Consider the following 13,213-nt stretch of genomic DNA (forward strand, 5'->3'; position numbering starts at 1 on the left):
GCAGGGTCAGCGGCCGGCCGAGTAAGCGGTTGCCCAGAATGTCGATACCACCGTAGGCATAAATACCCGCCGCCACCACAAACATCGCCGCCACGGTAATCAGACCGCTGTTACTGAAACCCGCCAGCGCCTCGCCGCTGCTTAACACACCGCTGACGCTGAGCAGGGTTAATGCTGCCATCATCGCCAGATGCGGCCGTACCGAAGTAAAAATAAGCGTCAGCAGCACCGCTGCGGTCAGTGTGAGAGAAAACCAGCCTTGCCAGTCCACGGCATGCTCCGGATAACAGAAGGTGATGCATATTAACCGGAGTAACCAGAACTCGAAGGAATATTAAGTAATTTAAAGGTAACTAAATTGCATAAGAATACAGACTGCCTTGCGGGCACTAATCCAGCCGTTAGCCCAGCCTCGGTTCGGGCAGCGGCAGCAACTCGGCGGTCGCCAGCGCTCGCGCCTGCTCTTCACTCAGCCCCAGCGCACGCAGCACCAGTTCGGCGCAGTCGCTGCCGGCATCGCGCCAAGTACGCAGACCTTCGCGTACCAGATAAATCGCGCCCAGCACCGAGCTGGCGATCATAGTGACCACCGCCGACAGCTGATCTGCCCGTATACGGTACTGGCCACACTGAATACCATCCATCAGCACCTGTACAGGCGCACCGGCACCCAGACGGCGCAGGGCCGCACTGCTGAAGCCAAAACGGCTGATAAAGTTACCCCAGGCCGGTTCTTCGTGGGCGCGGCGCACATACAGACGGATCGCGGTTGCCAGCTTGGCCGCCGGATCATTCTGCTGGCGGAAGCTGCTGACAATACGCTGGTTCATATCCGTTGCCAGAGTCACCGCCACCTCTTCAAACAGCCCCTGAATAGAATCGACGTGGTTGTAAACCGTGCCACGGGCAACGCCGGCAATATCCGCCAGCTCGCGCACCGTTACCTGAGTTGCGCCCTTTTCGGCAAACAACTGCAGTGCAGCGTTGTAGATACGGCGCTGGGCGGTGGTTAAACCCGGTTGCAACATCATCGGCTCCTGAAACAAATACAGACACCGGACGTAATAACGCCCGGTGAAATAAAAATTCGGTATGCAGGATGGTTTTATCGACACCCTCTCAGTCTGCGGCAGGAGGGTTTAGAAGCCGGAAGGAACCGGCAAAGAAGGTGCGATTGTACCACAAGCGGGTTGATCGCCTGAACGGGGAAAACGGGGCTCAGAGCCGACAATCGGCGTGTTTGGCTGGAACGGGTTGTTGCAGCCGGGAGCTAACAGTTGCATTCCCACGCGGAGCGCAGGAACGAGAACGCTCTCACCTGGCTCCCACGCTCTGCGTGGTAGCCCTTGCTGGCACAGTTGCATTCCCACGCGGAGCGTAGGAACGAGAAGGGAGGGCCGAATCCGGCCCTAATTCAGAACAACCGGCACTTCCAGAATGGCCGCTATGGTACGTACAAGATCCAGCTCTATCGGACGCTGCTGGCCATCGCTGTTAATGCACACCTGCATGGCTTTCACTAACCGGCCTTTAATATGCGGGTAGGCTTCAGTCAGTTTGGCCAGCGCCTGATTCAGTGGTTTTAAGCTGTTGCTGCGCGGCTGCAGCGCCAGACCATTAAAACCGGCAGCGCTGACGGCGACATTAAAGGCTTCACTGGCAGCCTCGGCGGTGTCATGACCAAAGTGCGCCAGGGTCGACAGCACAATGGCCAGTTCGTTAGTCAGTGCCTCGGCTTTTGCGTGTTTGGCGGCAACCGGCTGCACCGGTTCAAACTGCGGATTCAGGTACTGCAGCACCAGCCGGTACAGGCACCATTCGAAAATGTCGATCTCGCCATCGGCTTTGGCCAGCTGCACCAGCGTCTGCCGGAAGTTCTGATACTGAGTGTCCGACAACTGCTTCAGTGCCGGCATCGACAGTTCCACCAGCGGTAAGCGTTCAGCCGGATTCAGTCCGCGCAGCAACGGCAGAATACGCAGCGTCTGCTGGTAAAAATCCATGCCCTGCTGAGTGCGGATCATGTCCAGCTGTTGCTCGTGCACAAAGCGTGAGGGTTCGGCCATCAGCAATGCAAACACCAGCGCGCGGGCGCTGTAAGCATCGCGCGCAGCATCCTGCAGGCGTGGCAGATTCTGTGCGCTGTCGGCGACCGCGGCTGTTGGTTCAGGCGCAGCAGACTGCTGTGCACCAGCGCCACTGTGGGCCATGCTGACGCCCGCTATTCCTGCGGCAATGCCTCTGGCCAGTGCTTCCTGACTGAGACCGGCGCCGGCAGTCTGGCTGGCAACTTCCGGGGCTTCGTGCTCAGCGGCATCGCGGGTCTGCGGTGGCATATAACGGCCATCCCAGCGCGGATCGACCCGGCGGATACGCTCTTCCAGCGGTGGATGAGTAGCAAACCAGCTCACCCGGAACGGCAGCGCCTGACCAAAAAACAGGTGCGCAGTTTCTTCCCGCTCGGGGCTGCTGATTTCGGAACCGGCGCCATAGCCGATCACTTTCAGTGCGCCGCCGATACTGTCCGGATTACGGGTGAACTGCACCGCCGAGGCATCGGCCAGAAACTCACGCTGACGCGAGACTGCGGCCTTAATCAGATTGCCGAAAAAGACGCCGCTGTAGCCGATCACCACCAGCCCGAGTCCCAAACCAAGCAAGGCCGCGCCGCTGTTGTCTTTACTGTCACGGCTGCGGTAACGCATGCTGCGTGAGGATGATTCCAGCAGAAAGCGGCCGATCAGGCCGATAAACAGAATACCGAACAGCACCGCCATCAGACGGATGTTCAGGCGCATATCGCCGTTAAAAATATGGCTGAACTCGTGCGCCAGTACGCCCTGCAGCTGGTCGCGGCTGAGCTGTGTCATACAGCCGCGGGTAACGCCAATGACCGCATCGGAAGGCTGATAACCGGCGGCAAAGGCGTTGATGCTGGCATCGTCGAGCACATACACCGGCGGCACCGGCATACCCGAGGCGATGGCCATTTCTTCCACCACATTGAGCAAACGGCGCTCGTAGAAATCTTTGCTGTTGGGCAGTAACAAGCGTCCGCCCAGCGACTCCGCGACTTTACGTCCGCCACCGCGCAGCATCAGCCATTTCACCAGACTGGCGGCGACGATCACCACGATCACGCCGGCAGAAATCAGCAGCCATTGCTCAACATTCATATAGGCAAACAGACCGGGCTGCTGCGGCAGACCGGTTGACGGGTCAAAGGCCAGTTCGGTTACATCGGTGTAGGTGCCGACAATCTGGGTGTCGGTTACCCACAACAGTGCGCTCACCAGCATATTCAGCAGCACAATCAGGCAGATCACAGCACCGGCAAATAACAGCACCAGCTGTTTGCTGCGCTTACGCGCCTGATCCTGATGGGAGAAAAAATCCATGATGTATTCCGGATGGAAAGCCGCGGCTGCCAGCAAAGTGGCAGCCGCCAGCGATGTCAGAAGCTGACTTTAGGAGCGCTCTGAATCTGCGCGCTGTCTTCAAATTCCAGCAGTGTGGCATTCGCCGGATGACCGAATTTTGCTGCCAGAACCACCGGCGGGAATGACTGGCGGTAGGTGTTGTAGGCGGTTACCGCATCGTTAAATGCCTGACGGGCAAAGGCCACTTTGTTTTCAGTGCTGGTCAGCTCTTCCGACACCTGCATCATGTTCTGATTGGCTTTTAAATCCGGGTAGGCTTCCATCACCACATTCAGACGACCCAGCGCTCCGGCCAGAGCCCCTTCGGCACCGGCCAGCTGTTTCATGGCATCGGCGGCACCCGGGTTACCCGCTGCGGCTTTTAAGCCTGCTGCCGCCGCATTACGGGCAGTCACAACCGCTTCCAGTGTTTCACTTTCGTGCTTCAGATAGGCTTTGGCGGTTTCGACCAGATTCGGGATCAGGTCATAGCGGCGCTTCAGTTGTACTTCGATCTGGGCGAAGCCATTTTCGTAGCGGTTTTTCAGCGTCACCAGGGTGTTGTAGATATTGATGGCATAGACCACCAACAACGCCAATACGACCAGAATCACGATGGTTGAAGTCGACATAAATATTCCTTGTAGATTTTCCGTTATTTTCTGAACTGACCCGCAGTTACTTGTACCAGCTGCCGGAGGCATTCTGGTAATACTGACCCGCTGCTGCCGCTTTCTGCGTCAGCTTATCACCGGCAATCTTTTCGATATTGGCCAGCGGGGTGTTCTGCTTGGCAGCAATTTCCTGATATTTGGCTTTGCGCTGCTGGTTGATTTCCACCACCAGAGCGGCGGCTTCGCTGTTACCACTGGCCACCAGCCCTAAGTAACCATTGGTCTGTTCGCCCACCAGGCCCATCTGTTTGGCGCCATCGAGGTCCAGTGCCCAGCTGCTGAGCGATACCAGTAAAGCGGCGGTTAATAATGCGATTTTTTTCATAGCTAATTCCTTCTCCGTCGGTTTCGGCTCAGAACAGTCCGTCTTCTTCTTCAAACAGGTTTTCCAGTTCTTTCTCAACCTTCACCCGCACTTCATGTTCAATCTTCACGTTCAGATTAATGGTGATGGGTTTTTCCGGAGCCGCCACTTTTAACGTGCAGGCGCTGAGTGGCGCCAACAGCAACAGCGCCAGCAGCGTGTTTTTCGCCAGCAGGATTAGTTTCATAGCCGTCGGTCCTTCCGATCCTTCGTTAATTTCGCAGTTACTCTATCTGCCTGTCAGGCCAATGCAAAGCCTGACGGGCTGTGATTGTTCATGCTATTTCTTTTTGCGGATACCGTAAGTCGCCTGCGCTTTGGCCTTTGCCTTGGCTTTGGCGCGTTGCTTACGCGGATTACCGCGGCGCTCCAGACCTTCGTCAAAGCTGGGTTCAAAACCCGTCAGCCAGATCATCGGCAGCGGCCGTTTGATCAGCGCTTCGATATCGGCCAGCAGGTTTTCTTCGTCCCGCGCCACCAGACTGATGGCATGACCATCATTGCCTGCGCGCCCGGTACGGCCGATACGGTGTACGTAATCTTCGGCATTAAATGGCAGTTCAAAGTTCACCACATGGCTTAAAGCAACGATATCGATACCGCGTGCCGCTACGTCGGTGGCGATTAAGGCGCGGATTTTACCTTCGCGGAAATCGTCCAGCGCCCGCTGACGCGCGCCCTGACTCTTATCGCCATGCAGGGCATCGGCTTTGATGCCGTCCAGCGCCAGCTCTTTCACCAGTGCATCGGCACCTTGCTTGGTACGCACAAACACCAGCACCTGCTGCCAGTTACCGGAGCCGATCAGAAACGCCAGTGCCGCCGCTTTTTTGCCTTTATCCATCTGATACAGCGTCTGCTGAATGGCATCGACGGTGCTGTTCTCTGGTGTAACTTCCACCAGCAGCGGATCGCTGAGCATACTGTACGCCAGATCTTTTACCGTTTTGGGAAAGGTGGCAGAGAAAAACAGCGTCTGCCGTTCTTTCGGCAAAGCGCGCAGGATGGCAAAGATTTCATCACTGAACCCCAGATCGAGCATACGGTCGGCTTCATCCAGTACCAGCGTACTGACCGCATCCAGCGTCAGGGCTTCCTGACGCAGCAGATCCAGCAGCCGCCCCGGTGTGGCCACCAGAATCTCCAGCCCCTGAGCCAGCGCATCAATCTGCACCTTCAGGCTGACGCCACCATAGGCCACACCGGTGCGCAGGCGCGTGCCCTGACTGTAACGCACGCTGCTGTCGGCAACCTGCTGCGCCAGCTCTCGGGTCGGGGCGATCACCAGCAGGCGTGGCTGCCTGGCAGCGGCTGGTTCCTGCGCCAGTAAACGCTGGATCTGCGGCAACAGAAAGGCGGCGGTTTTGCCGGTACCGGTCTGTGCTCCGGCCAGCACATCGCGCCCGGCCAGCACGGCCGGAATCGCGCCCTGCTGTACCGCCGTTGGCTGTGCATAACCCAGAGCAGCAAGGGTAGAAAGAAGCGGGTCAGTAATACCCAGATCGGCGAACGCCATGGTGAAATTCTCAGGCCGTAAAAGCGCACATTGTAGCATGAGCTGCCCCGCGCTATGGCCTGTGTCGGCTATAGTCAGAACATGCCTGTTCAGCGGAAAAGCCTGTGCCCCGAATCCTGTTTATCCGTTTGTTACTGCTGTTGCCTGTAGCCTTCAGCAGCCATGCCGACACAATCCGCATGGCGGTCGGCCTGGCACTGCCACCCTATGTGATATCCGCCGAAGACCGTGGCATGGAACTGGATATCGTGCGCGAGGCACTGGCTCTCGCTGGCCACCGGCTGTTACCGGTTTATGTGCCCTTTGCCCGTGTGCCGGACAGTTTTAAATCCGGCGATACCGATGCCGCCATGACGGTTACCGAAGCCGCCGGGCTGGCCGCGTTTTATTCTGACGAGCATATCGAATACCGCAATACTCTGGTGGCACTGGCAGAACGCCGGCTGCAGATCACTGCATTCAGTGATCTGCTTGATTACTCACTGCTGGCCTTTCAGAACGCCAGCCATTATCTGCCAGCGGCTTATCAGACGATGGCTGCACAACATCAGAACTACCGTGAAATCGCCCGGCAAAACATTCAGGTTGCCATGCTGTTCAGCGGGCGCATCGACGCCATCGTGCTGGATATTAATATTTTCAATTACTACCGCCGCCAGGAAAGGCAGATGAATGTCAGCGCAGATGTGCAGTTTTTTATGCTGTTTCCGCCAACCGCTTATAAGGTGGCCTTTGCCCGGCAGGCATGGCGGGACGACTTTAACCGTGGTCTGCAACAGCTGCGCAGCAGTGGCCGTTACCAGCAGATTCTCGACGCTTATCTGCGCCCCGAGGCGGGAGCCCTCAGCCCTGATACTGCGCCAGTGCCGCAGTAACCTTCTGCACATAGTTGCGTGTTTCTTCGTATTTAAGCCGCGTGCGCAAATGGGCGTATACCTGCTTCGGGCTCATGGCATTAATGCGCCGCGCCGCCTCTTTAACCGAGGTGTTGCCACTGAAAGCGCGGGCAACGTTACCGGCACCGGTGTTGTAAGCGGCAATCACACAATAAAGGCGGCTTTGCGGATCGGTTACGGCGCTCAGATACTGGCGGTCGAGAATATGCAGATACGCACAACCCAGCTCGATATTGGTCTGTGGTTTAAACAGCTCGGCACCGGTGAGCAGGCGCTCTTTGCCATACACCTTTTTCGTCGCATCACGCCCGGCACTGCCCGGCACAATCTGCATCAGACCAAAGGCCGGTACATGGCTCTGCGCCATCGGGTTAAACGCCGACTCGGTCTGCATAATGGCCATGACCAGAGCCGGAGACACCCGCCATTTAGCAGAAGCCGTCTGCACCAGCGGCAGGAAATTCTGTGCCCGTGCCGGTAACGCCTCGGCCTGCAGCGGAATGGTGACGGTAATCACCTTACCTTTGCTGGTGTTCTGCTGTTGCTGTCTGGCCTGACGCAGCAGGGCATCAATGTCTTCCTGACGGATACCACTGACCCCCTGCGAACTCGACGGCGGCTGGCTGCCGGCTACTTTGTTCAGCAATGGGTCCTGCTGGTACGACTGGCGGATACTGGCCTGCACCACCTTTTCGAATTCGGCGCGGATGCGCGCTTCACTCAGCCGTGCTGCGTCTTCACCGGTAAACGACAGGCGGACTTCGTTATGTTCAAAGTCCACCACACGGCGGGTCTGCAGACGGTTATCGTATTCCACCCAGACTTTCTTATCGGACAGCTCCGGGCGGCTCCAGACCCGCCCAAGGCGGTTCTGATAATCTTTGTAAGCCGCCAGATAGGCCTGGCGATACTGCAGCCATTCCTGCTGAATCGACGCCGCCCCCTCACGCTGCAGACGCTGATAGCGTTCAAAACCAGTCTCGGCACGCACGGCGGCAGGCAGCAGCAAAGCGCCACCCAGAGAGATACTGAAAGCAAGCAGATCACGGCGTTTCATCGGTTTTCCTTTATCTTTCCTGAAGCGGGACACAGCAGAGCGGCTACAGGGTAGTGCATCTGCCAGCGCAAACGAAGTATGGCGGTTTTTTGCGCTGGATCGTTTTTCCGTCAGGCAATCGGAGTTTTAATTTAAACCCCTACAAAATGCCGCTATAATCCCCGCGATTTCAATAACGGTAAGCCGTGAAACCACAGAGTTCGCGCCTTGACTGAAGAATTTATTACCCCCAGGTGCTGCTACCTTGCAGGTAACAGGCCCTATAAGAGGACTCTTCCGTGAAACAACTGAAAGCACTGATCCTGGCAGCCGCCACTCTGCTGATGGCCCAAGCCCACGCTGCAACTGACGCCCAGAACGACAAAATCGCTGAACGCATCAAGCCAGTCGGCACTGTATGTGTTGGCGCTGAGTGTGGCGGCGCGGCGGTTGCACCGGCAGAACCACGTTCTGGTGAAGAAGTATTCGGTGCGGCCTGTACCGCCTGTCACAGCATGGGCGTTCTGGGTGCTCCTAAAAAAGGCGACAAAGCCGCATGGGATGAGCGTCTGGCCAAAGGTATGGACAAAACCCTGCAGAACGCTCTGCACGGTCTGAACGCCATGCCACCTAAAGGCAACTGTGCAAACTGTTCCGATGACGAAATCCTGGCTGCTATCAAGTACATGTCAGGACGTTAATACGTCGGAACATAAAAAAAGCCGCATCGTTGAATGCGGCTTTTTTTTACCCGGAATCTGTCCGGTTCAGCTCAGCTCAACCCGCCCAGATCAGCCCGCCGATGACACCAGGCGGATCACATCCGCATAACCCGGCGGCTTCTGCACCAGACCACGCTGGCGCAGCAGGCCATGCAGTTGCGGTAAACGGTAGTAGGGTACCGATGCCATCAGATGATGTTCGATGTGGAAATTCACCCGCACCGGCGCAACAAAACTGCGTGCCAGCCAACCGGCATGGGTTGTCCGGGTGTTACGCAGCGGGTTATCACTGCCTTCGGTCATGGCATGCTCAGCCATTGCACGGATACGGATAAACAGCGGATAAGGGATCAGCCAGGCTGCCACCCACAGCAGATACAGTTGCGGCCAGCCAGCTGCCCACAACAGCAGGAACAGCAGAGCGTTCACCAGTAACGACGGCAAACTGTTGCGCACAAATGCCGCCACATAGCTGAACAGGCTGCGACCTTCGCGGGGCAACCACTGCACATCATTGGCGACGGTCCACTGCAGCATGCCCGCATTCATCAGCGCGACCCCGGCCAGATATTTCAGCCCGGTCAGGCCACTGAGGTCACGGGCAAATTTGCGCAACATAGAAACCCTGCTGGTTGGCAGGCCGCGCACCAGAGACAAATCAGGATCATCATCACGACCGGTAAAACTGTGATGGCGCATATGGTGGCTGCGGTAGCGGTACAGATCCAGACTGATTGGCCGCGCGCACAGCCAGTCGCTGAGCTGATTATTGCCAAAGCGGCTGTTAAACAGCGTATTGTGACTGGCCTCGTGGGCCAGAATGGCCAGCGCCAGCTGACGCCCGCCCAGAATCATCAGGGCCAGTAACACACCGGGCAATAACAGATACCAGGGCTGCTGCAGAGCCCAGGCTGCCAATATAAAAGCCCCGCCAATAATCAGCCAGGTGGATGCAATCGCCCAACCGCCGCGCCAGTCGGAACGCCGGGTCAGAGCGCGTATTTCTTCGCGCGACAGAAAGTCGGTTACTTTCGGACTGCGTTGCTGACGCAGAAGATCATCGTTAGATGCAGACATAGGCCCTCGCACAACAGCAGAATTATTCTTATTCCTCCATAGTACCCACAAAACACTACATTAAAAAACGTATTATTTAATTTTATGTAATGTTTCTGATCAGGCCTGCGAACGATTGCTCTGCTGATAAAGAGCCTGCCAGATATCGTGACCTACCCGGTCATACTCCAGCAGCACATTCAGATACAGTGCCCGAGCCTCAGCGTCGATCAGCCCGGCAGGCAACAAGGGGTCGAAAACCATCTGCCGGATAGCCTCATCGCCCAGCAGAAACGACTCCCGCGCCGCCTGCTCAAGCGACAGTTCAGGCACCCGCTGCAGCCACTCCTGTAAAATCTGTGTCTGCTGCCGGTAGCCGTTGTTCAGAGCGCTGCAGTCCCAAAGTCCCACAGCCCGTTGCTGACGCACACTATCGAGCCCGGATAACTGAAAAACCATCTGCTCCTCTCCCAGCTTCTGCAGGCGTATACGCAATGCCTCACTGCTACCGGCCAGATTATCCGGGCGCAGATACAGTTCCCGCTCCAGCTCGGCGCAGCCACACAACGCCAGCGCCCGTTCACGCACGGCCAGTTGCTTACGGTCGCTGCGGCCAAGACCGGCACAATGCACGGCCAGCCACTGGCCGTTCCAGGGTTGTAACTGTGCCACCGATTCCCGCCAGCCACGGATCTCACCGGCCAGCGTCCAGGCCCTCGGGGTAAGCTGATATTGTCCGCGCGCAGTAGCTTCAATCAGGCCTTCTGCCGTCAGACGGGTCAGGGCGACACGGATGTGGTTCTCAGCAATATCAAACAAGGCACCGGCGCTGATGGCATCACGGGCGCTGAGCTGTTGCCCGTCAGCCGCCAGCAGCAGTTTCAGAATCAGGGGTTTGGGTTGCAGTTGCATAGACAGCCTTTATTGCAGACAGCGCACCTTAGCGCAGCCGACTGCAAACACCAAGTGCACGCGCCCACCATTGAGTGGCGATTAATAAACATAAATTCAGCGAAACACACTGGCGGAAATCCGTCGTCAGCCGCACGTTATTGTAGAAAAAATGCACTTTTCGCGGTTTTTTTCGTAAAAATTTTTTACACCCTCTGGCGGAAATCTGAGCCTCGGCTATATGTTATGCGAAATAAATTTTCCTCTTCACTTTCCTCAGTAGCGGAGATCAAAACATGGCTGAAGAAGAACTGGATATGCAGGACGAAAACATGGAAGACGATGACGAACTGGAAGCATCTGCCGATGATGACAGCGGCGACGATTCTGACTCTGATTCCGACAGCAGCGATAACGAAGATCTGGCTGCTGCGGCTGCCAGTGCACATTCCTCTCTGGCGGCACGCAATAAAGTACGCGAATCCATGGCGGCCGAAATAGAAGCGTTCCTCGCCCGCGGTGGTCAGATTCAGCAGGTTGACGATAACGTCATGGCCGATCCCCCACGCAAACCACAATCCAGCTACGGCAGTCGTCCGATCTGAGCGGAGCGTCTGTCCGCCACTGGCATTAGGCCGGAGCCGTCAGCCTCTGACGGAGCCGGTCTGCCACTTACGGGCCAGATGATGCCGACCGGTCGACATTTCCCGCGTTTTACTCACACCTCTGTTTTTTTAGCTGGTATGCTCGCCCCAACTTCAGGCAGGAAGCCAGAATTATGTTTATTTATTCAAAGAAGTCCCGGCGCCGTATGCATGCAATTCCCGCAGCCATTGCTCTGTTAGTGGTTACTCTTTTCTGGCTTTTTTCCGGTGCGCATAAAGCACAGGCAGAAACCGTCTTTTCGGCCACCGAGCTATCCAGCTGGTCGGTTGAATGTGAAGACTGCCATCTGGAAGCTCAGTACGATGTTATCGTCGGCGATGTGGTTCGCCTCGAAAGCCGTGAGCATCTGGCGTTACAACGCAGCGTTAAAGAGCAGCCAACACAACCGCAATTAAGCTGGCGCTGGAGTGTCGACCGCTCTGTCGACAGTGGTCCGCTGGTACGGGTGTCGGTCTATCTGCAGGATACCGACGACTGGCCAGAGCGCATTATCCATTACGTCTGGGACAGCAGCCGCGAAGCCGGAAGCCATGAAGCCTTATCCGATTTTGAATATCTGATCGTGGCCACAGGCCTTGGCAGTAAAGCTGAGAGATGGGAAGAGGTCAGCGCTGATCTGAATGCCGACTGGCAGAAACTTTATAACGAACCGCTGCCACCGCTGGATCATCTGGAAGTAGCACTGGGTATGCCGGAGCAGGATATTGTTGCCGGTGCCTTTATCGAAAAAATCAGTCTGACATCTGCTCAGCCAGCGCCCCAACCGCAGCCGGCAATTGCGATAAATGAGTAATTTCCTGATCGGGCTGAACATCTGCTTCTGCCCAGGCAGCATCGCTTAAATTCACCCAGATCGTTTTCATTCCCAGGCGCGCCGCCGCCACAATATCCTGTTCCTGATGATCACCGATATGAATGCACTCCTGTGCAGTCACGCCGGCATGCTGCAGTGCCGCCTGAAATAAATCCGGTTGCGGTTTCGGTGCACCCAGCTGCTCGGCAGTGAAATACGCATGAAACAGCGTGTTAATGCCGATCAGTTCAAGGTCGGCGTTGCCGTTGGTCAGCGCGATTAACGGATACTGTGCCGCCAGTTGCTGTAATGCCTCAGCGGCACCATCAAACAGCGCGACTTCACTGCGCGCGCGGTAAAACACCTGGAATGCCTGCGCGGCAAGCGCGGCGGCGCGTTCACGTTCCACACCGCTTTGCATAAACACCCGGCGCAGCACTTCTTCGCGCAGTTTGGAAACCTGAAAGCGCAATTGCGGATAGCACTCAGCAATCTGATTGCGGTACTCACGCAGCGCTTCAAGGCTGTAGAAAGAGGCCGCCTGCGGGCAGTGTTCACTGATCCAGGCGTGGGTTTTGCGCTCGGCCGCGACAATTACCGGGTCGGTTTCCCACAGGGTGTTGTCGAGGTCGAGGGTCAGCAGACGTAACGCCAAACTCAGGCCACCGGAATCTGTGGCAGACGCAGGGCTAGAATATCGGCGATATAGTCGAGGAACAGGGTGTCCATCGAGCTGCGGTAATAACCCGGGTCCGCACTGGCAATGGTCAGCACACCGTTATTGCCCTGACCACGGATCTGCGCCGCTGCCACCGAGCGGGTGTCGGTGGTATCAATTCCCAGCAGGCGGGCAATATCTTCAGCACCCAACTGCCCGCAAAGCGCACGGTGGCCTTTGAATAAGCGATGAATATTACGCTGGGTGTCGGCATTGCGGATCGCCACCAGCGGTGCATCCAGATTACGTTCGGTAAAATGCAGCAGCGCCCAGGCATCCACACCAAAGTCTTTGCGCAGGGAATCATCCAGTGCCGCCTGCACCGCCAGCCAGTTTTCTGCTTCCACCAGCGCCAGCACCAGACGACGGCTTTTCTCAAACAACTGGTCATTACGGCGGGCGTTTTCCAGCAGATCAGACAGGCGCTGACGCAGCTCGACGTTGCGCTGGCGGTGTACCGAC

At 56.8% G+C, this 13,213-nt stretch carries 15 protein-coding genes and 1 pseudogene; 4 read left to right on the top strand and 12 right to left on the bottom strand.

The genetic code is table 11. The features are described 5' to 3' along the window. The 7 genes and pseudogenes from B3P58_RS02930 to B3P58_RS02960 all read right to left on the bottom strand — a co-directional run. Positions 1 to 271 (bottom strand): annotated as a pseudogene (locus B3P58_RS02930) (SLC13 family permease); the annotation flags it as partial. A gap of 130 nt (positions 272 to 401) precedes the next feature. Beyond that, positions 402 to 1,031, bottom strand: a complete 630-nt coding sequence (locus B3P58_RS02935; protein ID WP_222428500.1) for a TetR/AcrR family transcriptional regulator — start codon at positions 1,029 to 1,031, stop codon at positions 402 to 404. Positions 1,032 to 1,409: 378 nt separating this feature from the next. Next, positions 1,410 to 3,398, bottom strand: coding sequence for a M48 family metallopeptidase (locus B3P58_RS02940; RefSeq protein ID WP_286716019.1), 1,989 nt, complete (start codon positions 3,396 to 3,398; stop codon positions 1,410 to 1,412). Between the two features lie 56 nt (positions 3,399 to 3,454). Further along, on the bottom strand, positions 3,455 to 4,051 hold the full coding sequence (locus B3P58_RS02945) for a LemA family protein (protein WP_145467787.1): 597 nt from the start codon (positions 4,049 to 4,051) through the stop codon (positions 3,455 to 3,457). Between the two features lie 46 nt (positions 4,052 to 4,097). Further along, on the bottom strand, positions 4,098 to 4,418 hold the full coding sequence (locus B3P58_RS02950) for a YdbL family protein (protein WP_145467785.1): 321 nt from the start codon (positions 4,416 to 4,418) through the stop codon (positions 4,098 to 4,100). Between the two features lie 28 nt (positions 4,419 to 4,446). Then, entirely contained in the window at positions 4,447 to 4,644 is a 198-nt protein-coding gene (locus B3P58_RS02955; RefSeq protein ID WP_145467782.1) for a YnbE family lipoprotein, read from the bottom strand. Between the two features lie 93 nt (positions 4,645 to 4,737). Further along, positions 4,738 to 5,973, bottom strand: coding sequence for a DEAD/DEAH box helicase (locus B3P58_RS02960; RefSeq protein WP_230331052.1), 1,236 nt, complete (start codon positions 5,971 to 5,973; stop codon positions 4,738 to 4,740). A gap of 104 nt (positions 5,974 to 6,077) precedes the next feature. Between B3P58_RS02960 and B3P58_RS02965 the strand changes: the two genes are divergently transcribed. Continuing rightward, entirely contained in the window at positions 6,078 to 6,848 is a 771-nt protein-coding gene (locus B3P58_RS02965) for a substrate-binding periplasmic protein (protein WP_230331051.1), read from the top strand. Here B3P58_RS02965 and B3P58_RS02970 read toward each other — a convergent pair. After that, positions 6,817 to 7,926 (bottom strand): transglycosylase SLT domain-containing protein, encoded by a 1,110-nt coding sequence (locus tag B3P58_RS02970; RefSeq protein ID WP_230331050.1) that lies wholly within the window; start codon positions 7,924 to 7,926, stop codon positions 6,817 to 6,819. The two genes, B3P58_RS02965 and B3P58_RS02970, sit on opposite strands and share 32 nt — an antisense overlap. Before the next feature lie 278 nt (positions 7,927 to 8,204). Between B3P58_RS02970 and B3P58_RS02975 the strand changes: the two genes are divergently transcribed. Beyond that, complete coding sequence (locus tag B3P58_RS02975) at positions 8,205 to 8,606, top strand: c-type cytochrome (protein WP_230331049.1); 402 nt, start codon at positions 8,205 to 8,207, stop codon at positions 8,604 to 8,606. A 90-nt stretch (positions 8,607 to 8,696) separates the two neighbouring features. On the opposite strand, the gene B3P58_RS02980 is transcribed toward B3P58_RS02975, so the two are convergent. Next, the gene (locus tag B3P58_RS02980) at positions 8,697 to 9,704 is read right to left on the bottom strand and encodes a fatty acid desaturase family protein (protein WP_145467776.1); all 1,008 of its coding nucleotides are present in this window, start codon (positions 9,702 to 9,704) and stop codon (positions 8,697 to 8,699) included. Positions 9,705 to 9,803: 99 nt separating this feature from the next. Beyond that, positions 9,804 to 10,595: a PaaX family transcriptional regulator C-terminal domain-containing protein gene (locus B3P58_RS02985; protein ID WP_230331048.1), complete on the bottom strand. Its 792-nt coding sequence runs from the start codon at positions 10,593 to 10,595 to the stop codon at positions 9,804 to 9,806. A 275-nt stretch (positions 10,596 to 10,870) separates the two neighbouring features. Between B3P58_RS02985 and B3P58_RS02990 the strand changes: the two genes are divergently transcribed. Together B3P58_RS02990 and B3P58_RS02995 are read left to right on the top strand one after the other, a co-directional pair. Next, on the top strand, positions 10,871 to 11,179 hold the full coding sequence (locus B3P58_RS02990) for a hypothetical protein (RefSeq protein WP_145467772.1): 309 nt from the start codon (positions 10,871 to 10,873) through the stop codon (positions 11,177 to 11,179). A gap of 173 nt (positions 11,180 to 11,352) precedes the next feature. Then, entirely contained in the window at positions 11,353 to 12,033 is a 681-nt protein-coding gene (locus B3P58_RS02995; RefSeq protein WP_225691129.1) for a DUF3047 domain-containing protein, read from the top strand. Here the strand turns inward: B3P58_RS02995 and B3P58_RS03000 are convergent. Together B3P58_RS03000 and B3P58_RS03005 are read right to left on the bottom strand one after the other, a co-directional pair. After that, the gene (locus B3P58_RS03000) at positions 11,972 to 12,688 is read right to left on the bottom strand and encodes an HAD family hydrolase (RefSeq protein WP_230331047.1); all 717 of its coding nucleotides are present in this window, start codon (positions 12,686 to 12,688) and stop codon (positions 11,972 to 11,974) included. The two genes, B3P58_RS02995 and B3P58_RS03000, sit on opposite strands and share 62 nt — an antisense overlap. Positions 12,689 to 12,690: 2 nt before the next feature. Continuing rightward, a partial coding sequence (locus tag B3P58_RS03005) for a DUF484 family protein (RefSeq protein ID WP_286716020.1) occupies positions 12,691 to 13,213 on the bottom strand: 523 nt, incomplete at its 5' end.

The organism is Thalassolituus sp. UBA2009 (assembly GCF_002335285.1).
Taxonomy (GTDB): Bacteria; Pseudomonadota; Gammaproteobacteria; order Pseudomonadales; family Oceanobacteraceae; genus Venatoribacter; species Venatoribacter alkanivorans.